Genomic DNA, 24,954 nt, shown 5'->3' with positions numbered 1-24,954 from the left:
CGCGCACTCGACAACCCGAAAGGGCGTATAGCCTCATGATGGAAAAAGTACAGAGGTTCGGCTCTGCCATGCTGGCACCCGTTCTTCTCTTCGCATTCGCTGGCCTCGCGGTCGGTATTGCGATCATTGCACAGAACGGCGACCTAATCCCCCTCGCCGCTGACAAGAACAGCCCCTGGAACCACTTCTGGTCTGTTTGGGAGTCTGGCGCATGGACCGTCTTCAACCAGATGGAACTGCTCTTCGTGATCGGTCTGCCCATTGCACTGGCAAAGACCGCTAACGCACGTGCAGTGATGGAAGCTGCCATGGTCTACCTGACCTTCAACTACTTCGTTGGCACCATGCTCAAGGTATGGGGTAAGGGCGAAGGCGGCACCGGTTTCTTCGACCTGGACTACACCACCGACATTTCTGAGAGCGCGGCAGGTACCGGTCTGAAGATGATTGCCGGTATCAAGACCATGGACACCGGTATCTTCGGTGCCATCATCATCTCCGCAATCGTGGTGTGGGTACACAACCGCTGGTTCGACAAGAAGTTGCCGGACTTCCTCGGTATCTTCCAGGGCTCGCAGTACGTTTACGGCGTCTGCTTCTTCCTGATGATGCCCGTGGCATTCCTGTTCTCCTGGCTGTGGCCCTACGCTCAGCACGGCATCTCCTCCCTGCAGGGCTTCTTCATCGCATCCGGCGCAATCGGTGTGTGGGTTTACACCTTCCTGGAGCGCTTCCTGATTCCTACCGGTCTGCACCACTTCATCTACTCCCCGTTCGTCTTCGGTAACGTTGTTACCCCGAACGGTATCGCTAAGGACTGGCCGAGCCACCTGAGCGAGTTCGCTAAGAGCGACAAGCCCCTGAAGGAACTGTTCCCCGGCGGCGGCTTTGCACTGCACGGTAACTCCAAGGTCTTCGCACCCATCGGTATCGCCGCAGCGTTCTACACCACTGCTCGCCCGGAGAAGCGCAAGGAAGTTCTTGCTCTGCTGATCCCCGTCAGCCTCACTGCAATCCTGATCGGTATTACCGAGCCCCTCGAGTTCACCTTCCTGTTCCTGGCACCCCCGCTGTTCCTGGTCCACGCAATCCTGGCAGCAACCATGGCAGCAATCATGTACCAGCTGGGTCTGGTTGGTTACATGGGTGGCGGTCTGCTGGACTTCCTATTCCAGAACTGGATCCCGCTGTGGGCAAACCACTCCGGCACCTACCTCATGCAGATCGGTGTGGGCCTGTGCTTCACCGTCCTGTACTTCGTGATCTTCCGCTTCATGATTCTGAAGTTCGACTTCAAGACCCCCGGTCGTGAAGAAGACGGCGGCGAGACCAAGCTCTACAGCAAGGCAGAGTACAAGGCTGCTAAGGCTGCTGAGAAGGACGGCGGCGCAGCAGCTCCCGCAGCTGACGGTGACCTCTACGCACCTCGCGCAGCAGGCTTCCTCGAACTGCTCGGTGGCGCAGAGAACATCACCACCGTGAACAACTGCGCAACCCGCCTGCGCGTCTCCGTTGCTGATGAGTCTCTCGTCAGCACTTCGGACGCAGACTTCAAGAATGCAGGCGCTCTGGGTCTGGTCCGCAAGGGTAAGGCATTCCAGGTTATCGTCGGCATGGACGTTCCCCAGGTTCGCGAGCGTTTCGAGACCATGGTGAACGAAGCTAAGACCCTCTCCTAAGAGGATTCAGCTTTCAGCCGCCTGACGGCATGACGCCTCATAAGGTATAGACTTCGCCGGCGGTATCGGATAACACCGATACCGCCGGCGAAGCTGTACCCGGATACATACCCGACGTATACCCAGCTCAAATCTGTAGACACACTCACCCTAAGTGAGAGATGACTATCCTCACCCACCCTGGCCGATAACCCTAGAGCGTGTACTATTTATATATTGCTCACCATCGGATTCAGGAGCTTTGAGTGGATTTACAAGACGTCGTGAATGCGAACCAGCACCGATTCAGTGAAACTGAGCGGGAAATTTTGGCATTCATGCTGGAAAATGAAGAGTTCGTTGCAGAGTCAACGATCAACTCCCTGGCGCATAAAACTTATACTTCGACCAGCTCAATTATCCGTTTGACGAAGAAACTGAACTTCTCCGGATTTGCTGAGCTGAAGTACTTCATTAAGTCATCTCTGAACCGCAGCGAACCCTTCAATCCACGGTTCATTGAGAGCGGCCGCGAAGACATTCAGCGGACCTACGACTACCTCGAGCATATGGAGCTGAGCGGACTGCTTAAGCGCATTCATGAGGCTCGCACAGTGTACTGCTTCGGTACCGGCTACGCTCAGCGTAACGCCGTGCAGGAATTTGCCAAGTCCATGCAGGTTTGCGGTAAGTTCTGCCACGTCATTCCGGCACGTAATGAGTTCGAAAGTGCCATGAACAATATGACCCAGGACGACGTGGTCATCATTGTGTCCTTCTCCGGCCAGACCGAGAACATGCGTGAACACATTAAGATGCTGGCGCTACGCCGCATCCCAATGATTGCGGTGACCGCCATTGGCGTGAACTACATGTCCTCGCACGCCGAGTACTCTCTGCACTACCAGACCACTCCCACCCATATCAGCACCCACCGCAAGCCCTACTATTCGTTCGTGGCGCTGTCGGTGCTGCTGGACTACATCGTGCGCCGCTACATTGAATTCGTTGAACACGAGCGCCGTGAAACCCTGCAGGACCAGGTGGACGACGCTCTCAACAGCGGGGGCGAAATCGACGCCTGACAAGGCGTGACTGTGCCCGTCTGCTCCTTTACTCACTCCTCCTGAATCCGACCGAATCCGCCTGAGACCATCTGAAAGAGACACCCTGTGACCGCAATTTTCGCGCTCATCGATAACACCGAGAAGATGCGTAAGTACCTGTTCTGGTACCTCATGATCATCCCCGCACTGCTGTTGCTGTGGATTGTGCTGGGCGCAGCGAACTCCCAGATGGACTTCCAAGCAGCCCTGAAGATTCCCTTCTTCACCGTGGCGTTTCTGAATGCCTGCCTCAGCCTGCTGCTGGGTGGCACCCTCAAGCTCGCAGGTGCAGAGAACGAACGTACCGAACGGGCCTACGCCCTGTACCTGACCGTACTGCTGGTCATTATTGGTAACCTGCCCGGCGCAATCCTGAGCTTCTTCCTCTTCCGCTCCCTGCGTTTCGGCAACCTGGAAAGCGAACTGGCGCCCAAGTACCGTTGGGTGCTTCTGCCTGCCCTGTTCTTCTACGTATTGGTGACCGTAGTGCTGTTCGCCGTCAATATCGCAATGTGGTCGAAGTAAGCGCACAGGCACAGTAAGCACAAAAGTGCAGTAACCATACAGGCACACACTGACACTCGCCCTTTTGAGGCACACCGGGCAGAGGACCCCGGAAGAACTACAATCTTCGGTGTGTACGCGCAAACGTACACCGTACTGATCCACAAGGACACTCGCACCGTGAACCAGATTCCAGAGCCTACCGACGCGCACCACGCACCCGGCACTCCGGCTGATACTGCTCAGCCCGCCGTAGCCGCCGCGACCTCAGCAGAGGAAACCCACGAAGTAGCCGACGAAATCAACATCGCCGAGCTGCCCGCACACCTGAACCCCGCCCACGAGGACTTTGACCCCTCGGCGGGGCTTGAGCGCTGGACAGAACAGATGGACATTTACACCGGTCCCGACGCGATGCTCGACTTCAACCAGGTCGACTACGTGCACATCGACCTGTCCGAGGCGAACCCCTCCGGTTTGGCTCAGCTACTCGCTGGACGTAAGACTCGCCTCTCCACGATTCTGCGCGAAAAGTCGCAGCTGGAGGCAGGCATGCGCTCCGCACGCACCCTGCGCACCAAAATCTACGAGCTTGCCACCGACCACGGCCTGGACTCCGGCTACTTCGTGGCGGGTACCGCCTCGTGGCTTTCGCACGACACCCGCGAGAATACCGCCGCCTACGAGAAGCGCTTCATCGCACCGATTCTTATGGCACCGCTGAGCATCACTCCGCACCCGAAGGACGATGACTTTGAGCTGCGCCTCGCCGGTTCCGCACGCCTGAACCCCGCGATGGTCCGACAGATCAAGCAGGAATACGGTATCGATCTGGGCACCATGGATGTGGCGCAGCTGGCGAACTCCATGTCCCGTCTGGACCCTGAGCCGGTCATCGAACGTATGCGCGCCTCTGCAGGCCGTATTCCGGGCATGACCATCGAGTCGAAGTACTTTATCTCAACCTTTGCTGACCTGAAGGAAAGCCTGGGCGAGCTGCCGCATACCGCCATCACCCCGCTGGTTCGTGACCTGGCGGCGCTGAAGGTGCCCGGCGTGAAGCCCCGCGAGCTCAACGCCCACAACCTGCAACCACCCCTGGATCAGCGTGACCCTGCAGAGGAAATGCTCCTGCTGGATGCGGACGCAAACGCTCAGGAAATTGTTGACACAGCGGTCAGTGGATTCTCCTTCACTATCACTGCGGCGCCCGGCACCGAGCCGCTACGTACTGCTGTGAATATTGCTTCTGCCCTGATGGGGCGCGGCAAGTCAGTGCTGGTGGTGGGCGAGAAGCGCTCCACTCTTGCCGATTTTTCGGCGCTGCTCAAGCGCACCGGCATTGAGAACCTGCGATACGATCTGCTTGCCGAGCATAATGCTGAGGCTCAGCGCGCCGAGTTCATCCGCGCAATCGTGCGTAATGAGGGCGCCGAAGAACCGAACTCCGAGGACCTGAACGAAGAGCTCATGGCAACCCGTGCCGCGCTGCTTGACCATACTCGTGCCCTGCTGAACAAGGACTCGAACTGGCAGATTTCTGTCTACTCGGCGCTGCAGCGTCTGGCTGAGCTGACCGCCTCCGAGGACGGCCCGGCAACCCGCGTGCGTTTTGACCGCCCTATGCTTGATTCGCTCATGGAGCGTGAGCAGGTGCGTGCCGAGCTGGTGCGTCTGGGCGAGATTGATGGTTTTGCGGCAGCTTCGCGTACCTCCCCGTGGTACCGTGCCCGCCTGGTCAATGACGAGGAAGCTGCCGAGGCATACGCCCTGGTCATTACCCTCAAGTCGTCCTTGCTCAACCTGCGTGAGACGATGAACCACACCAGCGCCATGCTGGGTTTGCGCCCGGGTCGTACCATCGCTGAGTGGGAGTCGCAGCTGGCGATTCTGATGCGCATCCGTGAGACGCTCAAGCGTTTCCGTGCGGATGTCTACGACCGCCCGGTGACCGACCTAATCGCGGCGACTGCCTCCGGTTCGTGGCGCCGTGAGAACGGCATCGAGATGAGCAGTATGCAACGTTCCCGCCTGCGCCGCGCGGCGAAGGAGTACATCCTGCCCGGAGTGAATATCGGTGAGCTGCACGAGCAGCTGAAGGTGGTTCAGTCGGAGCGTGCCGAGTGGATTCGCCACATTGAGGCGCCCCGCACCCCGCAGATTCCGGAGAACCTGGATCAGCTGGCTGACGCCCTGAACTCCCTGGTTTCTGAGCTGGCGGGCCTGGGCATTGTCCTGGCTGACACCATTGAAGGCACCGACTTTGTGCGCACCAACCTTGACACACTGGATGCGCGTCTGGACGCCCTCATGGCGGACCGCGTGCTGCTGATGACCCTGCCGGAGCGTGACGCCCTGACCCAGAAGCTGCGTGAGCGCGGTCTGTCGGAACTGCTCGATGACCTGTACGCGCGTCAGGTTCCGACCGAGGTTGTTTCCGCTGAGCTGGAGCTTGCCTGGTGGCAGTCTGCCTTGGAATTCTTGCTACAGCATCACGAAGGTAAACTGCTGGACGGTGACCGTCTGCGCGATGCAGAGTCACGTTTCCGCCGTGCCGATTACGCCCACATGACTAGCGCTCCGGCCCGTTTGCTGGCGAAGGTTGCTCGCGTGTGGACTGAGCGTATTGAGTCTGAGCATGACCAGGCGGCGTACCTGAAGAGTCAGCTGCGTGGCTACGAGTTCATGCTCGAAGAGTTGCTGACTCACGCCCCGGTCATGGTGCGTACCCTGTTTCCGCTGTGGACTGCGAGCCCTTTCGCCCTGGCGCGTAAGGTTCCCTCCTCCATGCGTTTTGATACGGTGCTGCTGCTGGACTCCGAGTCAACCCCGCTGGCGGCGAACCTGCCGGCGATTACCCGCGCCGACCAGGTGATCGCCCTGGGCGACCCGCATTCGGGTTACCCCTCGCCGTTCATCGTGTCTGCGCCGACTTTCGGTGCACCTGAGCCGACCGATGAGCAGCTGGACAGCACCTTCGACGTGCTCGCTACCGTGCTGCCCAACCGTACCCTGGCGATGCTGCACCGCAGCATGGACTCGGTGATTCTCGACTACCTGAACCGTGAGTTCTACGGTTCGCAGCTGCATGCGGCTCCGGTGAGTCGCGCCTCCGCCCAGCCTGCCGGTTCGCTGACCGTTGAGTGCATTGATACTCGCGGTAAGGTCAGCGATAACGCGAACCTGGATTCGCCCGGTGTTGAGGTGGAGCGCGTCACGAACCTGGTGCTGGAGCACGCGTACCGCACCCCGGACCGTTCGCTGGCGGTTGTGACCGCTAGCCCGAAGCACGCTCAGCGTGTGGCTGAGTCGGTGCGTCACGCCCTGAGCCTGTACCCGCAGCTGGCACCGTTCTTTGCCGCCGGCGAGGAGTCTTTCCGTGTGGTCGACCTGACCCGCGCTGAGAGCCTTGAACGCGATACCGTGATTTTCTCCCTGGGTGTAGGCCGTGCCCGCCTGGGCCAGGCGTCGTACGATTTGGGTCAACTGTCTGCCGAGCACGGTCGCCAGGGCTTTGTGGTTGCGTTGACTCGCGCACGCCGTGCCCTGCGCATCGTTTCGTGCATTGACCCGTCGGAGCTGGACCCGCAGAAGCTACATCATGGTGCGGTGGACTTCTACCATCTGCTGCGTGAGCATGCGGAACGTCAGGAGCGTGAAGAAGTGGAGGCGAAGGCACAGCGCGTACCGGAGAGCCTGCCGCGTAACGCATTCTTGGCAGCTGATAATGCGGACACCCCGGATTTGGGCGACTGGCTGCTGAACGATTTGGTAGCGCGTCTGCAGGATTGCGGTGTGCGTGTGAGCCGCGGTGAGGGCGATATCGCTCTGATTGCGCACGCCCCGGAGAAGCTGGCGGCTGAGCCGGTGCCTGCGTTGGGCGTGGCTCCCGTGGTCTCGTCGAACCCGAGCGTCCCGGCGGCTATGCCGCTGGTGGCGTGCTCTGATGGCGAGCAGAATTATGCGCGGGCTTCGGTGCGTGAGCGGACCCGTCTGCTGCCGGAGCGTCTGAGCCGCACGGGCTGGAACTACATTACGCTGGGCACCCTGGAGGTGTTCGCTGACCCGGATGCTGTGGTGGCGCGTGTGCTGCACTACCTGGATATGGATGAGGGCGCTGAGGTCCGTGGCTAGTTATTCGTCGACGCCGAAGCCTCGCCGCGGCCACCGCCGTGTGAGCGGCGGCGGCTCGGTGAGTGGGGCTGAGCCTCTGCTGGTGGGTGTAACGACGCCTCCGGCGGTGGCTTCGGGTACTTTGTCTGTTGCGGGGACTTCCGCGAAGAAAGCTGATGCTCAGAAGCGGACCTCTCAGAAGGTGGGTTCGCAGAAAGCGGCTACCTCCGCGCAGCCACTGCCACCGGAGGAGCGTGAGCGTCTGGAGTGGATGCGTCAGCAGTGTCCTCCGCACTGGGGTAACAATATCGTGTAGTGCATCCGAGCCGGGAGTGCTTCTTGAACGCCGAGGGGCGGGGCAACTTGTGTTGCCCCGCCCCTCTTATGACTGGTGTGGAACTTTCGCTTAGGAGTTGCCCTTATCGGTGCTGTAGAAACCGGAACCCTTGAAAGTCACGCCAACGGTGTTATAGCGCTTGCGCAGGGTTTCTTCGCCGCACTGCGGGCAGACGCGCAGTGCATCGTCGCTAAAGGACTGGCGCTGTTCAAAGACGTGATTGCAATTCTTGCACTGGTAAACGTAGACCGGCATATTGTCCTTCTGTATCGATTTTTTAGCTGAGCGGGTTTAATAACAGTGGTTTGAGTGTACCGCTTTTGAAATGCTCTGGGCTATTTGCGGTTTCTTCTCAAAAGCTATTGCTGGTTTCTTTTTGCCTTTTTCTTGAGCGACTTTGTTGGAGTGTTCCTGCATATCTTTGAGCTTTTGCATGAAGATTTGGGGTGTCAAGCAGGAGGTGGGCGGTGCTGGTCAACCGGCTACACTGATGACTGCTGAGAGGCATGGAAAATGCCTTCTTCGGTGAGGATGACTGGCAGAATAGCGTCCCACTGGTCGTAGGGAATAGCTTTATAAATTTCATCGGTAAAGACCACACCGATGGTCTGCTCATTCAGCTGCTGTGCGCTGAGCAGGGGGATAATGCGGTCGTAGTAGCCGCCTCCCTGACCGAGGCGGTGCCCGCCAGCATCAAAGGCGAGAGCGGGGATGAGGCGCACATCGGCGTTCACGAAGGCTTGCTCGTCCTGTTCTTCGCCCTCGGGTTCGGGGATTCCCATGGGACTGAGCGGATGCTCAACGGCGGGGTCCCAGTGCACCCAGGCGAGCTTGCGGCCGGGACGCACGACGGGTACGAGGATGCGGTGTCCCTGCTGATGGAGAGCGTTTAGTGACTGAACGATGGGCGGTTCAGATTTGGTGGGCAGGTATGCCGCGATGGTGCCGGGGGAGTGGAGGCGCTGCGCGACCGCCTCAAGAATGTGGCGGGTGAAAAGGTCAGCCATCTGCTGCTGGTCATGTTCGCCGCGGCGGCTGCGTGCGGTGAGGCGGTGCGGGCGAATCTGGGAACGGAGAATGTCTTTATCCAGGGAGATATCTTCTGCGCTGGCACCGGTGTCGGAGTTGCTGATTGCGGCTGCGGTATTGAGAAGCATGGTGTGTCCCATCGTCTTGCGGGTGAGGTCTTAATATAGGGGCGGGGGAGAGTGGCTCTATGGGTTAGGTTGGCTGGTTTGAATCGTGGTGCCTCTGCGCTGAGGGGCGTTTAAGGTGGGGCGAAAACATCTATGCGGGCGGCAAAAAGTAACCTACTCTGCTGGGCTGTAGAATCTACTTTTTAGTATAGGGATTACAGAAAATAGCATTGGGTTCTGAAGAACGTATTTTCTCTACATCCGGAAGAATGTAGCTTCACTGATATGTAGTTAGTCACGTTGAAGATTTTTTCATGTCATAGTGTCGATAAATCAGCTTAAGTACTTTATAACTTAGGGTATTCTTGTGGCATGGCTACTGAAATTAAGTCTGTTACTAAGGCAGTTATTCCTGCTGCTGGTCTGGGCACCCGATTCCTGCCCGCCACGAAGGCAACCCCGAAGGAAATGCTCCCCGTCGTCGATCGCCCCGCGATTCAGTACGTGGTGGAGGAAGCAATCCGTGCCGGTCTGAACGACGTTCTGATGATTACCGGCCGTAACAAGCGCGCTCTTGAGGATCACTTTGACCGTGTTCCCGTTCTGGAGCAGCAGCTTGCTGAGCAGGGTAAGGACGCCCTGCTCGCATCCGTGGTAGCTACCAATGAGATGGGCGGCGACCTGCACTACGTGCGTCAGGGTGACCCCAAGGGTCTGGGCCACGCTGTTCTGCGCGCAAAGCGCCACGTCGGCGATGAGGCATTCGCTGTTCTGCTCGGCGATGACCTGATTGACGAGAAGGAAGACCTGCTCGCTCGCATGGTGGAGGTCCAGGAGCGTACCGGCGGTTCCGTCGTTGCTCTGATGGAGGTTCCCCGTGAGGCTATTTCTGCTTACGGTGCAGCTGCTATTGAGGCTGTTGAGGGTGAGGACGATTTTGTAAAGATTACCGGTCTGGTTGAGAAGCCTGCTGCTGATGAGGCTCCCTCGAACTACGCTGTGATTGGTCGTTACGTTCTGAGCTCGAAGGTCTTCGAGGTTCTGGAGAACACTGCTCCGGGTCGCGGCGGCGAGATTCAGCTGACCGACGCTCTGCAGACCCTGGCTCAGGGGGAGGGCGAAGGCGAAGGCGTCTACGGCGTGGTCTTCTCCGGCCGCCGTTTCGACACCGGTGACAAGCTGTCCTACCTGAAGGCAAACGTTATTCTTGCTGCTGAGCGCCCCGAGTTCGGTGAGGACCTGCGCGCATGGCTGAAGGACTTTGTCGCAGAGAACTGCTAAGCACTCTGCATCCGCTCTCTAGCGAGGGCAACCGATAAATACCAACCACGCTGAGGAAGGTGTTCTCTCTTGTGGGCGTTAGCCCAAGAAGGGGGCGCCTTCCTTTGTGTCGTACGTGGGATATTGTTGAGTGAGGGGTCAATGAGAGTACTGCTGCGAACATGTATTGCATCTTCGGATGCATATTCCTTCTAGGGTATATGCGCATATTTAGACCGATTCTTGCCCCTTATGGAAAGCATCGAGAATATAAGGGTATGATTAAAGTCTAGGGATAAAGGGACTATAGAGGGCGACCTGATATGACGCTGTTGAACACTTCTGGTGTGTTGGTAATTCTGACCGTGATTTTGCTGCTGTGGTTTGTACCCAGGAGTCTCCATCGAGCGCCCGCAGGTTCCGTCATGGAGCCTGAGCGTCCCTTGATTAGCGCCGAGCGTACCGCTGAGGACATTCTTGCCTCTGCAGGTGTGCTGCTGAATGAGTCGGATGCGTACCAGTCTTCCGATTATGCGGTGGCGCCGGGTACCTCTCTGCCCTCTTCTGCTCTTTCGCAGGCTTCTTCCTCTCACGCTGTCGATGACTCCGCTCAGCCTGCTCTGGATACGGCTTCTATTTCGCAGATTCGCGAATCTTCTCCCACTGCGCCCTATACCGATGGAATCCCTGTAGTGGAGGAGGTAAAGCCCTCCGCCCTGTCTTACTTTGACACCTCAAGCCCGAGTGGTATTGGCCTGCTGGTTGCTGTTGCATTGGCTGGTTTGGGCCTTCTGAGTGGCGTTCTTGCTCTCTTTGGTGTTGCGGCGTGGGGTTGGGCTGTTCTCTTCCTGATTCTTGCCGGTGGCGTGTGGGCTGTGAGCCGCTTCGGTCTGCTGGAGTCTGCGAGTCATCAGATTAAGGCTCGTCGTGCTGCTCGTCTTGCTGCGGCATCTGAGGAGGAGCCCGGTGAAGAGGATGCAGAAGATTCTGATGAGGACGAAGTGCCTGCCGGTAGTGCCGACGAGTCTGCGGAGGCGCCGGTTCAGGACCCGATCGAAGAAGAGAAAACCCCCGCTCGCTCCGCTACCCGCAAGCCCGTACACGGCATGAACCGCGAGGCAGCACGCCCGAGCCGCGCACATGCTGCAGTGGAGGCATCTGAGGGTGCACCCGAGGTGGCTGCTCGCGAGGAGGCGCCCGCGCCTTCTCAGGCTGTTCGTCCTGTTCGCCCGGCACCCGCTCGTTTTGCCGCAACTAGCTCTGCCGAGTCGCCTGCGGCTCATCGCCCTGAGCATCGCCAGCAGCGTCCGAGCCGCTTCCAGCCGATTCGCCGCGGTAGCGTGCTCTTCGACCAGGAGAGTGGCTCGGCTACTTCCTCCGCGGCTGCGCCTCGTACCGCGGGGCAACCTCAGGTTGTACAGGCGTATGTTGGGCAGGCTCAGGCGGTACAGACTCCTATTTCACAGCATCAGCCCGTTCAGAAGGCTCCGGCACCTGTCGCCCAGCCGGTAGCGCCTCAGCCTGCTCAGGTTCAGCAGGATTCCGCTCAGGCACCTGCACAGTCGATGGTAGCTGCCGTACAGCAGCCGGCAATTCATCCTGATCAGCCGGTGGCTCGCCAGGCTCTGCGCGACGGTTCACCCGTCCGCCAGGTAGCTGAGGCTCCTGCCGCTCAGCCGATTCCTGAAGAGATTCCTCTGCCGGATATCCTGGATGATTCCGAGTTCGATACGCTGGATATCGCCTCGCTGAACGACCCGGCTCTCTCGACCGGTGCTACCGCGACCGTTGGTGTTCGTTCGACGAGCCGTCACCCCGGTGCTGGCTCCTCCTTTGAGGCTGTGAGCAACACCTGGAACCCGGTTCAGTTGCCCAAGCCGCTGAGCGCCCTGCACCGCCAGGATCAGGATAAGAAGTAAGCTCTGCGGTCACTACATGTAAAACCCCCGACATGTCGTACTGTCGGGGGTTTCGCGTCCCTGGGTAATAGGGACGGTTAAAAAGAAAAAGGAACCCCGTCTATGGGGCTCCTTTTCTAGCATCACACACAGGAAGAAAGCCTTCTAGACCGACTAGGAAGGCCTTCCCACAAGACCTGCCCTATTCGGTAATAAAAATATATCCTAATTCCTGCACCTGGTACAAGCTGAAAATAGTGACACCCTGTCAATAAACTAAGGTTTACCTAAGTAAAATCCTTGTTATTGCAGGCGACAAGGGGCAATAACCCCTGGCTGAAAAAAATTTAAAAAAAATTTTAGCCCCCTCCGTACGTTGAATAAGAAGCCTCAAAGAACCTTCAATCAGGCTAATATTGCCCACTCATGAGAAAATAGCCAGATGAAAGATTGGTTTGACGCACTCCCGATTGAGGTAGCCCTAGCAATCATGTGGGGTGTCGGCATTGTTCGCACCAGCATTGTCTACGGCCTCGGAGTGCTGACCGCAGAAGGGGGATCCCGCTTTGACCGCATCCGCAAAGCCATGGATAGCCCGCTCTACCGCAAAGCGCGCGCCTTCATCAACCGATGGGGCGTTATTGCCGTGCCCCTCTGCTTTCTTACCGTGGGTCTGCAAACCGCGGTCATCATCACGACCGGCTTTACGAAAATGCCGTTGCGTCGCTGGGTTCCCGCGATGCTGGTCGGAACCTTCATATGGGCGTGTATCTACACCACCATCGGTTTCGCAATTCTTGCCGCGCTCGGCCTGGAACCGTGGATGTTCCCGGTCGCCCTCGCCATTGTTATTACGGTGCTGGTCATTGCGGCTCAGCTGCGCGAACGCCGCATTAACCGCGAAACCGTTGAGAACGCTACAGCAAACATTACCGAGAACTAGTCCTGCCCCCAGCAGGGGATAGGTGCACTATCTCCCCGGGTTGAGGCCGCTTACCTGACCCCAATACCCCCGCCCAAGATGTGCTAGCGTGGAGGGATGACTTCATCCGCACCCTCCACCGTAGGTATCCCCGAAGAGCAGCCCGCCAACGACCCCGCTCTCACCGCAATCGACCCCGAGCTGAGCGCGCCTGAAAACGCTACCGACGAGGTAGAAACCGAAGCGCTCACCGAGGCCCCCACCCGCGTGTACCTGCATCCCGAGCAGCTGGCAATGATTCAGACTCCGGAGGCTTTGCCCATCCCCGTGCTACAGCGCTCTGTGCTGCGTGTTAGCTACGTTCCGGCGATTATGCCCGGCAAGTGGTTCAACCGCTGGCATGAGCGTTACGGCGACCGCGTGCAGCTGGCGGAGGTACCCGTGCGTGAGGCGCGCGGCCTGGACTCCCTACATCAGGATTTGTGCCTGATTGATCCCGCCGATAACCTCCCTGCTGGATCTTCAGAAGAGGGAACCTCCGAGGTGCCTGCCGAAGTTGCCGAGCACTCTCCCATTGAGTGTAAGGACGTACCCGAGAATCCCTTCGCACACATGAGCATTGTGCGCCCCGACCGCGAACCGGTAAGCACCGACGGCGAGAAGTACCACAGCATCCGCCTCTACGAGGAGCTGCCCGTGGTCATTCTGCCGGTGGATCATGTGCTCACCGTACTTGATGAGGTGCCCGTGGAGGAGCTTGCCGAAGAGTTCCTGTTGCAACCGGCCTCCGATATTCCCGCCTATGAGGAAGTATCCCGCGCCTGGCGTGAGAACGCAGGTCGCATTGTGCCCGAAGGTCTGACCGATAAGGAAACCATCGAGCTGGTTGCCGCCGGTGTGGGCCTGTACATTGTGCCCATGTCCATTGCGCGTTTCTACCACCGCAAGGACCTCACCTACCGCCCCGTTGCGGGCTTGGACGTCTACCCGGTGCACCTGGTGTGGCCGCGTGCCCCCAAGGGCGAGCCGCGCAGCGAAGAGCTTGAAGCGCTCCTGCAGGACTTCATCGGTATTGTGCGTGGCCGCACCGCAACCAGTGACCGCGGCAGCGAAACCCGGCAGGCACGCGCTGAACGCGTCGCCGCCGAAAAAGCAAAGGCAAAAGCGAAGGCACGAGCCGCCAACGCCCGCCGTGAAGCACGCGATAAAAAACGCGCCAACGCCAAGAAAAACGGTAACGCACGCCAGCACTCCCGACAGACCGCCAAAGCCGCCAGTGCACGCCGCGGCAAGAAACGCTAAAGAACGATAGACGGTAAAATCAAACCATGGCATTAGCAATGGAAACCCGCCCCGCAGCCTACGCAGTCATCATTGAGCAGGGCAAGCTGCTCATGACCCGCTGGGTGCCCGAAGACCGCGCACTCAGCCCTCTCTGGTCCCTGCCCGGAGGCGGCATGGAACCCGGCGAACAGGCCGATGAAACCGCGCTGAGGGAAACCCTTGAAGAGACTGGCTATAGCGTCGCTATTGAAGACATTCTGGGCGTGCACGCCGGGCACTTCCCCGTGCGCTCCACCCAGAAAGACCCGCAAGCGCTGCCTTTCTGCGCCCTGCGGGTGGTTTTCCGTGCCCATATTGTCACCGGCGAACTGCGCCATGAAATTAACGGTTCCTCCGACACCGCACGCTGGGTACCCATCGCTGAGCTAGATACCATCCGCTACGGTACTCTCATAGACGAGGTAGCCTCCATGATGGGCTACTCCAATGCCGCCAGCTGGGCACGCGAATACCGCGAATTTCTTGCCGACGAAAATGCACGGAAGCTTCCCTAATGAACCGACTAACCATCACCCGCCGTGCGGTGTTCACCTCCCTGGTGCTCATGCCGCTGCTCGCCGCCTGCGGGAATAATGACGCAACCCCCCAGATGGACCTTTCCGCATCCAGCTACGGTACTCTGCGCATCGGCTACGGTGCCCTGCGTGAAATGCGTGCTGTGGCGCACCTGTACGCGCGCGCCCTGCGACAGGTTGGCTACTCCGTTGAACTAGTTGACACCGACAACAGCCGCGCTACCGCCCTGCGCGGGCTCATGGTTCCTTCGGCTAACTCCGCCACCCCTACCGCAACTTTGCCCGACGATGAGGAAACCGGTAGCACCGCAGCCGCGCTTGAATCGTTGGACCTGGTTATCGACTACAGCGGCGACCTGCTGCTTTACCTGACCGACGACGGAAAAATCAGCCCCGCCGCAGCGCAGAACGAACGCATCGCGGCCTCCATGAGCGCCTCCGCTCAAGCCGCAGGCGTGACCCTGCCCCCGGCAGCTACCCCCAACCCGGAGGAGAGCACCGCCTCCGCGCATGCTAGGGACGCAACCGCGAGCCCCACGGCAAGCTCTACCCGCTCCGCAGACCCCATCAACCTGCGTGCCATGAGCACCACCGACATGACCAACGCCATCTCGCGTATCCTGCCCGAAGAGCTCATGCTCCTCAACGGTGCCCACGCCACCAACAAGGATGTACTGGTCACCACCCGCGCCGTGAGTGCCCGCCACAAGCTCAACTCCCTCGCGAACCTGCGTGAGGTACACTCTTCTCTGGCGTTCTCCATTCCGACCGGGTACTCCAGCGGCACCTACGGCGTGGATTCTTTGCATAGCCTCTACCGCTACCGTGTGCACAACCCGAAGATTCAGGACAACCCTGCCGAGCGCGTTAAAGCCCTGACCTCCGACAGCGTGCAGGTGACCCTGCTGCACAGCAGCGACTCCGCGATTGAAGAGAACCGCCTGGTTATCCTGGAAGACCCGTCAACGGCACTTTTGCAGCAGCAGTTGGTGCCCATTATTCGTCGTGCCCTGCCAGATAGCGCCCGTACGGCAATTAACCGCGTATCATCTACATTAGACACGGGTAACCTCTCGTTCCTATTGCGTCTGACCAGCGGATCCAACCCCATCGCAGATGATGACGCAGCGCAATTCATTTTGGATCACCCTAGAAAGTAAATCATCATGACGAAGTACCGTCAGTCCTCAAAGTTGAGCAACGTCCTGTACGACATCCGCGGCCCCATTCTGGACGAGGCCAATCGCATGGAGGCGATGGGTCACCGCATCCTCAAACTGAACATTGGTAACCCCGCCCCCTTCGGCTTTGAAGCGCCCGACGCCATCATGATGGACATCATTCGTCACCTGCCCGAAACCCAGGGCTACTCCGACTCCCGCGGCCTCTACTCGGCACGTACCGCCATTGTGCAGCACTACCAGAACCGCGGCATTATGAATCTCGACACCGACGCCGTCTACCTCGGCAACGGCGTGTCTGAGCTAATCCCGATGACCCTGCAGGCACTGTGCGAGACCGGCGACGAAATCCTGGTTCCCATGCCTGACTATCCGCTGTGGACCGCATCCACTGCGCTGGTTGCCGGCAAGCCCGTGCACTACCTCTGCGATGAGGAAAACAACTGGTACCCGGATATTGAAGACATTAAGTCGAAGATTACCGAGCGCACCAAGGGCATCGTGGTTATTAACCCGAACAACCCCACCGGCGCCGTGTACCCACGCGCAGTCCTGCAACAGATTGTGGACGTGGCACGCGAGCACAATCTGGTGGTCTTCGCTGATGAAATTTACGAAAAGATTACCTATGACGATGTTGAGGTAGTCAACATGGCAACCCTCACCGGCGACGACGTGCTCTGCCTGACCTTCTCCGGTCTGTCCAAGGCATACCGCGTCTGCGGTTACCGTGCAGGCTGGGTCGCTATCACCGGCCCGAAGAAGGACGCCGCAAGCTACCTTGAGGGTATTCACCTGCTCGCCTCCATGCGCCTGTGCTCCAACGTTCCGGCACAGCACGCAATCCAGACCGCGCTCGGCGGCTACCAGTCCATTAACGAGCTGATTATTCCCGGCGGCCGCCTGTACGAGCAGCGCACCCTGGCGCACAAGATGCTCAACGAGATTGACGGCATCAGCTGCACCAACGCCGAAGGCGCACTGTACCTGTTTCCGAAGATTGATGTTGAGCGCTTCGACATTACTGACGATGAGCAGTTCGTCCTGGACCTGCTTAAGAGCCAGAAGATCCTCTTCAGCCACGGCCGCGCCTTCAACTGGAAGGATCCGGACCACTTCCGCCTGGTGTTCCTGCCCGATACGCAGACCCTCACCAGCGCCCTGGAGCGTCTGGGTAACTTCATGGCTGACTACAAGCAGAAGCACTAGCCTTCCCGCCTCTGCTACATATAGACAGAAGTAGCCTGCCCCGCAGTTCTGATGAGCTACGGGGCAGGCTATTTTTAGTGGCTTAGCGGATGCGTGATGCGCCAGAGGGCCGAGGAACGCGCCGGGGGAGGGGCGTGCTAGTTCGCCGCAGGCTCCCCGCCCTGCGCACCAGTCTGCACACCGCGTGCCGCGTTCAGGCGCTCCTGTGCGCCCTGAAGCCACGCCTCGCAGCGGGCGGCAAGCGCCTCGCCACGCTCCCACAGGGCGATAGAGGTCTCCAGGTCACTGGCGCCGGACTCCAGCTGGCGCACGACCTGCTCCAGCTCGGCGCGCGCCTGCTCGTAGCCGAGGGTTTCGACGGGGGCGCCCAGCTCGGCGCTGTTGAAGCTAATGTTCTCGCTCATTGAGGAACCTTTCAGAGGTAAAAACTTGGGGTAAAACTTTAGGGGTATTGAGGTTTAGGAGATGTTCGAGGGATCCGTGGAGGTCACGGTCGCCTGCGCCGAACCGGTCGCCGCGCGCACCGTAATCTGCTCGCTCTCGCTCAGCGCCGAAGCGTCACGCACAATAGCGCCCGCGGCATCCTGAACGATGGAGTAGCCGCGGTTCAGCGTCTGCGCAGGAGAGAGCGAACGCACCCGCGCCAACGTGTGCGACAGGGTCGCCGACTCACGCTCCAGGCGGTGCTGCACCGAACGGTGGGCGCGCTCGCGCAGCTGGCTCAGCTCCTCCACACGCATGAGCAGGGAGGACTCCGGGTGGGTGAGCACCGGGCGGCTGCGTAGCTGGGCAATGTAGTTCATCTGCATGCCCACGTAGCCGAGCACCGCACGGTCCAGGCGGGCGCGCGCCTCGGTGATGCGGGCGGTTTCCTCCGAAATATCGGGCACAATGCGCTTACCCGCATCGGTTGGGGTGGAGGCGCGCAGGTCAGCGACCGCGTCGAGGATGGGGGAGTCAGCCTCGTGACCGATTGCCGAGACCACGGGGGTGGTGGCTGCCGCGACGGCGCGGATGAGCGCCTCCTCAGAGAAGGGGAGCAGGTCCTCGAAGGAGCCGCCGCCTCGGGCGATGACGATGACGTCAACCTCCGGGTGAGCGTCTAGCTCGGCGAGAGCGGCAATGACCTCAGCCGCCGCACCTTCACCCTGAACGCGGGTGTTGCGCACCTCGAAAGTCACGCCGGGCCAGCGCAGGGAAGCGTTACGGATGACGTCCTTCTCAGCGTCAGAATCGCGACCGGTAATCAGACCCACACGGTTGGGCAACATGGGCAGCGGCTTCTTCCGCGCGTCAGAGAACAGCCCCTCGGCGGCGAGAGCCTCACGCAGACGCTGCAGCTGCTCGTGCAGGTTGCCGGTGCCGACCGCGTACACTTCCTTGCCGATGAGGGAGAGCTTGCCGTTCTTCCACAGGCTCGGCTTGGCGCGGGTGACGATGCGAGCGCCTACGGTCACATCGGCCGCCAGGCCGCTACCGGCACGCCCGAAGAGCGCGAGGGTGAAGGAGAAGTCTTCGTTGAGGTCTTTGAGCTCCATGAAGACGTTGCCGCCGCGGCCGTTGAGGGAGGCGACCTGTGCCTCCACCCAGAGCTCGGGAACCTTGTCTACGTAGTTTTTGAGGTTCTGCGCGAGCAGGGCGAGGGGCCAGGGGTTGGTGGCGGTGGTTTCCTGAGACTTCCCGGGAAGCTGCCGCTCGTGCACGGGCGGCACCACGAGTGCGGGTGCCGGCTGCGCTGCGGAGGGGTTGTAGAAGTTCATACCCTCTATTGTCCCTGATTGGTTGGTTATGCGCCTGCTCACAGGTCAGCCGAGCAAATCGGGGTATCTTGCACGCAGTGCAGGTGGAACTTAGCTTCTGGCGCATTCGGCGGGTCTGAATCGGCTTTGAACAGTGTGAGCGGGTACCCTAGGCTCATGCGCTCACCCGATCAGTCAGAAGACCAGAACAATGCCCTCAACACCGCCGCAGCTTCGTCTGCGGCGGGTACGGGCGCGCACAACTACCCGGCGGATGCGACCCGAGTCGTCGGCACCCGGATCACCCGCACGGATGGCTACTACACGGACGGCCACTACACGGCGGATGAAGACACCACCCTGCTACAGCCCACCCGCACGCTCGGCCACGGGACAGCCCCCACAAAGGCCGAATTGCAGGCTGCCCCGGAGCCTCCCTTCGCGGCAGGTTTGCGCAGGTTCCTGACCGTTGTGCTGTGCGCCCTGGCCCTGGTGACCGGTCTGGGCGCATCCGCGGGTGCCTGGGTGAACTCAAAGCTCATGTCAGAGCGCGGTTTCTCACAGATTTCCTCCAACTTGGCGGAGGACTCGCAGCTTGCCTCGCGCATCGCTGACGGCGCGGTGGAAGACCTCATGAACTCCGAGGCTATGACAACCTTCCTCGACGGCACCAAAGAAAGCGGCTTATACTCCATTCTTGTAAAGCCGACACAAGACGGCATACGTTCCCTGCTCAACCGTTCCGCGGCTGAGCTGTCAAAAACTGAAGAATATCGAAGCCTCTGGAAGGAAGTCGCCGAGGAAACTCGCCGCTACAACCTTGAACACCAGGACGGTCCCGCCGTCATTGTGCTCACCCCCTTCTACCGTGCGCTGGATGCGAAGGTCGGCTCTATCGGCTCCTTCGACCCGGACCTGACGAAGCTCGGCCCTGAAACCCTCAACATTGACCGGGTGAAGGACGGCAACAGCCAGCAGGACCAGCAGGAATGGTACCTGCACGCCGGCATTAACCGTGCCGCCGCGCTGGGCAAGTCCACCGTGCCGCTGACCATTATCTCGGTGCTGAGCCTGCTGCTGGCTATGTTGCTGGCACCCAGGCACCGCATCCTGGTACCGGTGGTCACGGCTCTGCTCTACGCCCTGCTGGGATGGGGCGCCGCAGCCTGGTTAGGGGACCAGAGCCCCGAATCCCTAGGAATTACCAGCCACAGCGCCGCCGGAACGGCGCTGATTACCGGGGTATGGAATCAGCTCGCACCGTCACTGACCGGGCATCTGGAGGCGGCGGCAAGCTACGGGCTGGTCCTGGCAATCCTCGCCCTGCTACTCGGTATCCTGATTCGCCTCACCGCCCTGGGCCGTAGCCCTGCGAGCGGTGCCACAGTCATCACACACTAAAAGTCTGAACAACGTAGGATAGTAACCATGTCCACTGAAACTATTGCCCTGGGCCTGCCGCCCGTACCCCGCGAGCGCCGCAGCCGCGCCGAGGTTGAAGCCGCCGCACCCGTCACCGGTGAGAAGAAAGTCCTGCTCGCCACCCCGCGCGGTTACTGCGCGGGCGTTGACCGTGCCGTGATTGCTGTTGAGAAGGCGCTGGAGCACTACGGCGCGCCCGTCTACGTGCGCAAGCAGATTGTGCACAACCGCCACGTGGTGGAGACCCTGGAGAAGCAGGGCGCTATCTTCGTTGATGAAGTGGACGAAGTTCCCGAAGGTTCCGTGACCGTATTCTCGGCGCACGGCGTGTCCCCGGCGGTGGTTTCCGCAGCCGGCGACCGCTCCCTGAACACCATTGACGCGACCTGCCCGCTGGTGAACAAGGTGCACCGCGAGGCTGTGCGCTTCGCCAAGCAGGACTACGACATCCTGCTCATCGGTCACACCGGCCACGAAGAGGTCGAGGGTACCGCCGGTGAGGCGCCCGAGCACATCCAGATTGTGAACTCGCCCGAGGAAGTGGATCAGGTAACGGTCCGCGACCCCGAGAAGGTTGTGTGGATTTCTCAGACCACCTTGTCCGTGGATGAGACCCTGGAAACCGTGGCTCGTCTGCGTGAGCGTTTCCCGTCCCTGCAGGACCCGCCCTCGGACGACATCTGCTACGCAACCTCCAACCGCCAGGGTGCAATCAAAGAGATCGCTCCGCGCGCTGACCTGGTGATTGTGGTTGGTTCGGCGAACTCCTCGAACTCCGTGCGCCTGAAGGAAGTGGCACTTGAATACGGCGCTAAGCGTGCCGAGCGTGTGGACTTCGCACACCAGGTGGACGAGGCCTGGTTCGAGGGCGTGGCGACCGTGGGTCTGACTTCGGGCGCGTCCGTGCCGGAGGTGCTGGTTCAGGAGGTGCTGGCGCTACTGGGTGAGTACGGCTACAGCACTATCGAAGAGGTTGAGACCGCGAAGGAAGACATTCTGTTCTCCCTGCCGAAGGAACTGCGTTCCGCCCTGAAGAATGACGAGAACGTCGGCCGCCAGCTCGGTGGCCGTGGCGCGAAGCCCACTCGCTAATACTTTTAGCTTATGACCCCGTGTCCTCTTCCCCGTGTGGGGAGAAGACACGGGGTTTTTCGTGTCTGAGGATGAGCGGGCAAGGACGCTTGCGCAGCTTCACGTTCACGCTACGCGGGAGAGTGCGCCCTCTGCGGAGCTGGGGAGCCTTGAGGACGGAGTGCCCGCTTCGCGTAACTGACCGAGACGTTCGCATATCCTCAACTCATGACATTTGTCATGGGCAGGTCATGACACTCTGTACCGCACCGGTGCGAAAACCGGCGGTGTAATAGAAACATGAACACCGCAGTACTTCAGAACAGCACGCAACAAAATATCGCAGAAACCGTTATTTCCGCCCGCTCCCTCCGCCAGGTTTTCTCCACCCGTGCGGCAGACACCGTGGTCGCTGTCGACTCGATTGACCTGACCATCAAGCGCGGCGAAATCATCGCATTGCTCGGCCCCAACGGCGCAGGCAAGACCACCCTCATTGACATGATTCTTGGTCTGACCCAGCCCAGCGGCGGTGAGTTGAGCGTCTTCGGCCGCAACGCCTCCGAGGTGGCACGCGCCGGTCTACTCGGTGCGGTTCAGCAGACCGGTGGCCTGCTCAAGGACCTGACGATCCGCGCCACGGTCGAGATGATTGCCGCCCTGTACCCCAAGCCCATTGACGTGGATGAGGTACTCGCCGGCGCCGACCTGACCGATATTGCTAAGCGTAAGGTCGGCAAATGCTCGGGCGGTCAGCAGCAACGTCTGCGTTACGCCCTGGCGACCATGCACTCGCCGGAACTGCTGATCCTGGACGAGCCGACCGCCGGCATGGACGTGAACGCGCGCCGCACCTTCTGGGAGCGCATGGAAGCCATCGCCGAGCGTGGAACGACCATTCTTTTTGCGACGCACTACCTAGAAGAAGCACAGAACTTCGCCCAGCGCATCGTGCTCATGGAATCCGGCTCCATCATCGCTGACGGCTCCTCCGACGAGATTCGCGCCCTGACCGGCCACCGCCACCTCAGCTTCCTCTCACCCGCACCCATCACCGACCTGAACGTGCCGGTTGAGGTCACCGAAGAGTCCGGCGGGTACCGCCACCGCATCTCCGTGGTGGAGATTGAACAGGTACTGCGCACTCTGCTGAAAAACTACAGCATCACCGACCTGGAGGTCACCAAGCCCTCCCTGGACGAGTCCTTCACCCTGCTGACCGAGCAAGCCGCCGCCTCCAAAGCATCCGAAGCCTAAACACCGTACCGCCTCAACATCACACCGCCGCCGCTACATACCTCAAGGAAAACATCATGCTCCGCTACGCACTCTACGACATCCGCGCTTCTATCCTCTCGACCGACCGTTTCTTCTTCGGCGTGGCACTGCCGATTGTATTCTTCCTGCTCTTTGGCGCGATGCAGGACTACTCCTCCCAGCCGATGGGCGACGGCAACGTAGCAGCGTACGTCATGATTGGCATGGCGCTGTACGGTGCCGTGCAGAACACCGTGGCGATTAGCGGCAGCACCGTCACCGAACTGTCGAGCGGCTGGAACCGCCAGCTGGCGCTGACCCCGCTGACCACCGGCAAGTACCTGGGCGCGAAGGCACTGACCGCCCTGGTGATTTCTGCGCTGCCGGTGATTGCGGTGAACATTGTGGGCATGTTTACCGGTGTTGAGATCCCTGTGAACCAGCAGCTTGCAGCCGGCGCGCTGACCGTGCTGTGCGGTCTGGTGTTTGCCTTCTACGGCATCATGATGGGGCTGCTGATTCGTAACGAGAACGCCGTGTCCATTGCGAACGGTCTGCTGGTGATTATGAGCTTCTTCGGTACCGTGTTCTCCCCGCTGAGCACCGACCTGCTGAAGTACGCCCGCTTCACCCCGCTGTACGGTGCCGCTGAGATTGCCCGCTACCCCTTCGCCGCAGGTCAGACCATTATTCTGGGCGGTGGTGAGGACTGGTTCGTCACCGAGCCGCTCTGGTACGCCGTGTTGAGCCTGGCCGTGTGGGCGGCGATCTTCCTGGGTGTTTCTGCCCTGCTAATGCGCCGCGCAACCCGCCGCTAAACGCTTCTTCCCGCCGCAGCCTTGAACCCTAAGGCTGCGGCGGAAGCCGTACCCACTCACACCCCATCTGCTAACACTGCCGCGCCGGTGGTATCTGCACCCCTGGCACCTGCACCCGCAACACCCGCACGTTAGGCTAGAACCATGACCGAAACCCACACGCACCCGCACAACACTGACCAGGCCCGCGCCGTGACTGAACAGACTCACGCAGAGAACGAGGCGGCACCCTCCGCCGCGAAGCGCACCCTGGGTAAGCACCGCTTCCGCTTCCTCCACCGGGAACGCAGTGGCAACGTGAACTGGCTGGCGCTGGGCTTTAGCGCCCCGTGGCTGGTGTTTCTGCTCATGCCGCTGGACAGCTTCCTCACCACCCCGGAGCTGGCGCATGTGCGCTGGACCGGTGTGGCGCTGGTGGTACTGTTCGCGGTGGTGAACTGCTCGGCGTACGCGGTGCCGTGGCTGGTGCCGGTCGCCTCCACGGTGCGTCGAAGCGTCATCTGGACGGTGCTGATGGCACTGCCTGTGGCTGGCCTGACGGCGCTGCAGCTGGAATCTGCGTATGTGGTGTTCTTGTCGTTCAGCATGTACTTTGTGGCGTTCTGGATTTTTGGCACAATCGCCCCGTACCCCCTGCGCTTCGGTGTAGCGGCGACGATTGCCCTGGTCTGCTGGCTAATCTTTATGGCGGGCATCGGTTTTGACGTCACCGCGCACGGCGGAATTGCCCTCTTTATCGGTGCGCCGATGGTGGGCATGCTGGGCTTCTCCTACCTGATTGAGCTCGGCGAACGTGCGGACGTAGCGCGTGCCTCCCTGGCGCTCTCTGAGGAACGCGAGGAAATCGCCCGCGACGTGCACGATGTGCTGGGCCACTCCCTGACCGTCATCACCCTCAAAGCGGAGCTGGCGCAGCGCCTGCTGGAGATTGACCCCGCCCGCGCCGGCGCCGAAATGGAGGCGATCGCGCAGCTGTCTCGCGCATCTCTGGCGGAGGTCCGCTCAACCGTGACGCGCCTGCGTGTGCCTGACTTCTCGGGTGAGATTGAGGGTGCGGGCCGTGCCCTGCAGACCGCCGGTATTCGCGCCGAACTGCCGGAGGCCCAGAGCGCGCTCGCGGTAGCTGGTGTGAACGCGAAGCTGTTCTCCTGGGTTCTGCGTGAGGCGGTCACGAACATGGTGCGCCACTCGGGTGCGAACGCGGCGCGGGTGCGTCTGACCGCAACCGGTCTGGACATCCTCGATAACGGCGTGGGCGTGGGTGATGTGCGCGGTAACGGTCTGACGGGTATGGCTCAGCGTGTGGCGGCTCCCGAGCAGTGGCTGGCGGAGAACCCGAACCCTGCCGGTGGGGTGGGTACGCGCATCCGCGTGAGCATGGACGGCGATACTTCGCTGCTGTAGATTGTGGAACATGGCGCCGCGCCCTGGACGGGGGAGCTACCCGCCCATGTATGGTGGTGG

General features: G+C 60.4%; 21 protein-coding genes. 17 read left to right on the top strand and 4 right to left on the bottom strand.

Annotated features, from left to right (window positions below):
• The first annotated feature begins 35 nt into the window (after positions 1-35).
• The 5 genes from QFX05_RS04165 (at position 36) to QFX05_RS04145 (ending at position 7,697) form a co-directional block, all read left to right on the top strand.
• Complete coding sequence (locus QFX05_RS04165) at positions 36-1,679, top strand: alpha-glucoside-specific PTS transporter subunit IIBC (RefSeq protein WP_279741205.1); 1,644 nt, start codon at positions 36-38, stop codon at positions 1,677-1,679.
• A 245-nt stretch (positions 1,680-1,924) separates the two neighbouring features.
• Complete coding sequence (locus QFX05_RS08365) at positions 1,925-2,743, top strand: MurR/RpiR family transcriptional regulator (protein WP_279741203.1); 819 nt, start codon at positions 1,925-1,927, stop codon at positions 2,741-2,743.
• 87 nt (positions 2,744-2,830) lie between these two features.
• Complete coding sequence (locus QFX05_RS04155; RefSeq protein WP_279741202.1) at positions 2,831-3,289, top strand: cell shape determination protein CcmA; 459 nt, start codon at positions 2,831-2,833, stop codon at positions 3,287-3,289.
• A 111-nt stretch (positions 3,290-3,400) separates the two neighbouring features.
• Entirely contained in the window at positions 3,401-7,402 is a 4,002-nt protein-coding gene (locus tag QFX05_RS04150; RefSeq protein WP_279741200.1) for a DEAD/DEAH box helicase, read from the top strand.
• Positions 7,395-7,697 carry a hypothetical protein gene (locus QFX05_RS04145; RefSeq protein ID WP_279741199.1) on the top strand — a complete coding sequence of 101 codons (303 nt, stop codon included), beginning with the start codon at positions 7,395-7,397 and terminating at the stop codon, positions 7,695-7,697. The genes QFX05_RS04150 and QFX05_RS04145 overlap by 8 nt, the downstream gene beginning before the upstream one ends.
• 90 nt (positions 7,698-7,787) lie before the next feature.
• On the opposite strand, the gene QFX05_RS04140 is transcribed toward QFX05_RS04145, so the two are convergent.
• Positions 7,788-7,973 (bottom strand): FmdB family zinc ribbon protein, encoded by a 186-nt coding sequence (locus QFX05_RS04140; RefSeq protein WP_005505091.1) that lies wholly within the window; start codon positions 7,971-7,973, stop codon positions 7,788-7,790.
• Positions 7,974-8,200: 227 nt separating this feature from the next.
• Positions 8,201-8,875, bottom strand: coding sequence for a 5-formyltetrahydrofolate cyclo-ligase (locus tag QFX05_RS04135; protein ID WP_279741197.1), 675 nt, complete (start codon positions 8,873-8,875; stop codon positions 8,201-8,203).
• Between the two features lie 351 nt (positions 8,876-9,226).
• Between QFX05_RS04135 and galU the strand changes: the two genes are divergently transcribed.
• From galU to QFX05_RS04100, 7 genes are all read left to right on the top strand, one after another.
• Positions 9,227-10,135 (top strand): UTP--glucose-1-phosphate uridylyltransferase GalU, encoded by a 909-nt coding sequence (galU, locus tag QFX05_RS04130; protein WP_279741195.1) that lies wholly within the window; start codon positions 9,227-9,229, stop codon positions 10,133-10,135.
• Positions 10,136-10,437: 302 nt separating this feature from the next.
• A complete protein-coding gene (locus tag QFX05_RS04125; protein WP_279741193.1) occupies positions 10,438-12,033 on the top strand; it encodes a hypothetical protein in 1,596 nt (531 codons plus the stop codon).
• Positions 12,034-12,454: 421 nt separating this feature from the next.
• Positions 12,455-12,955, top strand: a complete 501-nt coding sequence (locus tag QFX05_RS04120) for a DedA family protein (protein ID WP_279741192.1) — start codon at positions 12,455-12,457, stop codon at positions 12,953-12,955.
• A 96-nt stretch (positions 12,956-13,051) separates the two neighbouring features.
• Positions 13,052-14,236, top strand: a complete 1,185-nt coding sequence (locus tag QFX05_RS04115) for a LysR substrate-binding domain-containing protein (protein ID WP_279741190.1) — start codon at positions 13,052-13,054, stop codon at positions 14,234-14,236.
• Between the two features lie 26 nt (positions 14,237-14,262).
• A complete protein-coding gene (locus QFX05_RS04110) occupies positions 14,263-14,772 on the top strand; it encodes an NUDIX domain-containing protein (RefSeq protein WP_005508451.1) in 510 nt (169 codons plus the stop codon).
• Positions 14,772-15,953, top strand: a complete 1,182-nt coding sequence (locus tag QFX05_RS04105) for a glycine betaine ABC transporter substrate-binding protein (protein ID WP_279741188.1) — start codon at positions 14,772-14,774, stop codon at positions 15,951-15,953. Before QFX05_RS04110 ends, QFX05_RS04105 begins: the two co-directional genes overlap by 1 nt.
• Positions 15,954-15,959: 6 nt before the next feature.
• Positions 15,960-17,183: a pyridoxal phosphate-dependent aminotransferase gene (locus tag QFX05_RS04100; RefSeq protein WP_279741186.1), complete on the top strand. Its 1,224-nt coding sequence runs from the start codon at positions 15,960-15,962 to the stop codon at positions 17,181-17,183.
• Between the two features lie 137 nt (positions 17,184-17,320).
• Here the strand turns inward: QFX05_RS04100 and QFX05_RS04095 are convergent, their stop codons facing one another.
• Both QFX05_RS04095 and xseA read right to left on the bottom strand, forming a co-directional pair.
• Positions 17,321-17,587 carry an exodeoxyribonuclease VII small subunit gene (locus tag QFX05_RS04095; RefSeq protein WP_279741185.1) on the bottom strand — a complete coding sequence of 89 codons (267 nt, stop codon included), beginning with the start codon at positions 17,585-17,587 and terminating at the stop codon, positions 17,321-17,323.
• Positions 17,588-17,641: 54 nt separating this feature from the next.
• Positions 17,642-18,943, bottom strand: coding sequence for an exodeoxyribonuclease VII large subunit (gene xseA, locus QFX05_RS04090; protein WP_049346945.1), 1,302 nt, complete (start codon positions 18,941-18,943; stop codon positions 17,642-17,644).
• A gap of 156 nt (positions 18,944-19,099) precedes the next feature.
• Between xseA and QFX05_RS04085 the strand changes: the two genes are divergently transcribed.
• The 5 genes from QFX05_RS04085 (at position 19,100) to QFX05_RS04065 (ending at position 24,894) form a co-directional block, all read left to right on the top strand.
• Positions 19,100-20,323: a dehydrogenase gene (locus QFX05_RS04085; protein ID WP_279741181.1), complete on the top strand. Its 1,224-nt coding sequence runs from the start codon at positions 19,100-19,102 to the stop codon at positions 20,321-20,323.
• Between the two features lie 27 nt (positions 20,324-20,350).
• Positions 20,351-21,436, top strand: coding sequence for a 4-hydroxy-3-methylbut-2-enyl diphosphate reductase (locus QFX05_RS04080; RefSeq protein ID WP_279741180.1), 1,086 nt, complete (start codon positions 20,351-20,353; stop codon positions 21,434-21,436).
• Between the two features lie 279 nt (positions 21,437-21,715).
• Positions 21,716-22,672, top strand: a complete 957-nt coding sequence (locus tag QFX05_RS04075) for an ABC transporter ATP-binding protein (protein WP_279741178.1) — start codon at positions 21,716-21,718, stop codon at positions 22,670-22,672.
• Positions 22,673-22,728: 56 nt separating this feature from the next.
• Entirely contained in the window at positions 22,729-23,490 is a 762-nt protein-coding gene (locus tag QFX05_RS04070; protein ID WP_279741176.1) for an ABC transporter permease, read from the top strand.
• Positions 23,491-23,634: 144 nt separating this feature from the next.
• A complete protein-coding gene (locus tag QFX05_RS04065; protein ID WP_279741174.1) occupies positions 23,635-24,894 on the top strand; it encodes a sensor histidine kinase in 1,260 nt (419 codons plus the stop codon).
• Positions 24,895-24,954: the final 60 nt, after the last annotated feature.

It is taken from the genome of Rothia similimucilaginosa (assembly GCF_029850875.1).
GTDB lineage: Bacteria > Actinomycetota > Actinomycetes > Actinomycetales > Micrococcaceae > Rothia.
This window is presented reverse-complemented; position numbering and strand designations above follow the sequence as displayed.

What these genes read in the sequence shown, in the direction of transcription:
- QFX05_RS04165 (WP_279741205.1), top strand. Translation starts at nt 36, where the DNA reads ATGATGGAAAAAGTACAGAGGTTCGGCTCTGCCATGCTGGCACCCGTT.
- QFX05_RS04140 (WP_005505091.1), bottom strand. Translation starts at nt 7,973, where the DNA reads ATGCCGGTCTACGTTTACCAGTGCAAGAATTGCAATCACGTCTTTGAA.
- QFX05_RS04135 (WP_279741197.1), bottom strand. Translation starts at nt 8,875, where the DNA reads ATGCTTCTCAATACCGCAGCCGCAATCAGCAACTCCGACACCGGTGCC.
- galU (WP_279741195.1), top strand. Translation starts at nt 9,227, where the DNA reads ATGGCTACTGAAATTAAGTCTGTTACTAAGGCAGTTATTCCTGCTGCT.
- QFX05_RS04125 (WP_279741193.1), top strand. Translation starts at nt 10,438, where the DNA reads ATGACGCTGTTGAACACTTCTGGTGTGTTGGTAATTCTGACCGTGATT.
- QFX05_RS04120 (WP_279741192.1), top strand. Translation starts at nt 12,455, where the DNA reads ATGAAAGATTGGTTTGACGCACTCCCGATTGAGGTAGCCCTAGCAATC.
- QFX05_RS04115 (WP_279741190.1), top strand. Translation starts at nt 13,052, where the DNA reads ATGACTTCATCCGCACCCTCCACCGTAGGTATCCCCGAAGAGCAGCCC.
- QFX05_RS04110 (WP_005508451.1), top strand. Translation starts at nt 14,263, where the DNA reads ATGGCATTAGCAATGGAAACCCGCCCCGCAGCCTACGCAGTCATCATT.
- QFX05_RS04105 (WP_279741188.1), top strand. Translation starts at nt 14,772, where the DNA reads ATGAACCGACTAACCATCACCCGCCGTGCGGTGTTCACCTCCCTGGTG.
- QFX05_RS04100 (WP_279741186.1), top strand. Translation starts at nt 15,960, where the DNA reads ATGACGAAGTACCGTCAGTCCTCAAAGTTGAGCAACGTCCTGTACGAC.
- QFX05_RS04095 (WP_279741185.1), bottom strand. Translation starts at nt 17,587, where the DNA reads ATGAGCGAGAACATTAGCTTCAACAGCGCCGAGCTGGGCGCCCCCGTC.
- xseA (WP_049346945.1), bottom strand. Translation starts at nt 18,943, where the DNA reads ATGAACTTCTACAACCCCTCCGCAGCGCAGCCGGCACCCGCACTCGTG.
- QFX05_RS04085 (WP_279741181.1), top strand. Translation starts at nt 19,100, where the DNA reads ATGCGCTCACCCGATCAGTCAGAAGACCAGAACAATGCCCTCAACACC.
- QFX05_RS04080 (WP_279741180.1), top strand. Translation starts at nt 20,351, where the DNA reads ATGTCCACTGAAACTATTGCCCTGGGCCTGCCGCCCGTACCCCGCGAG.
- QFX05_RS04075 (WP_279741178.1), top strand. Translation starts at nt 21,716, where the DNA reads ATGAACACCGCAGTACTTCAGAACAGCACGCAACAAAATATCGCAGAA.
- QFX05_RS04070 (WP_279741176.1), top strand. Translation starts at nt 22,729, where the DNA reads ATGCTCCGCTACGCACTCTACGACATCCGCGCTTCTATCCTCTCGACC.
- QFX05_RS04065 (WP_279741174.1), top strand. Translation starts at nt 23,635, where the DNA reads ATGACCGAAACCCACACGCACCCGCACAACACTGACCAGGCCCGCGCC.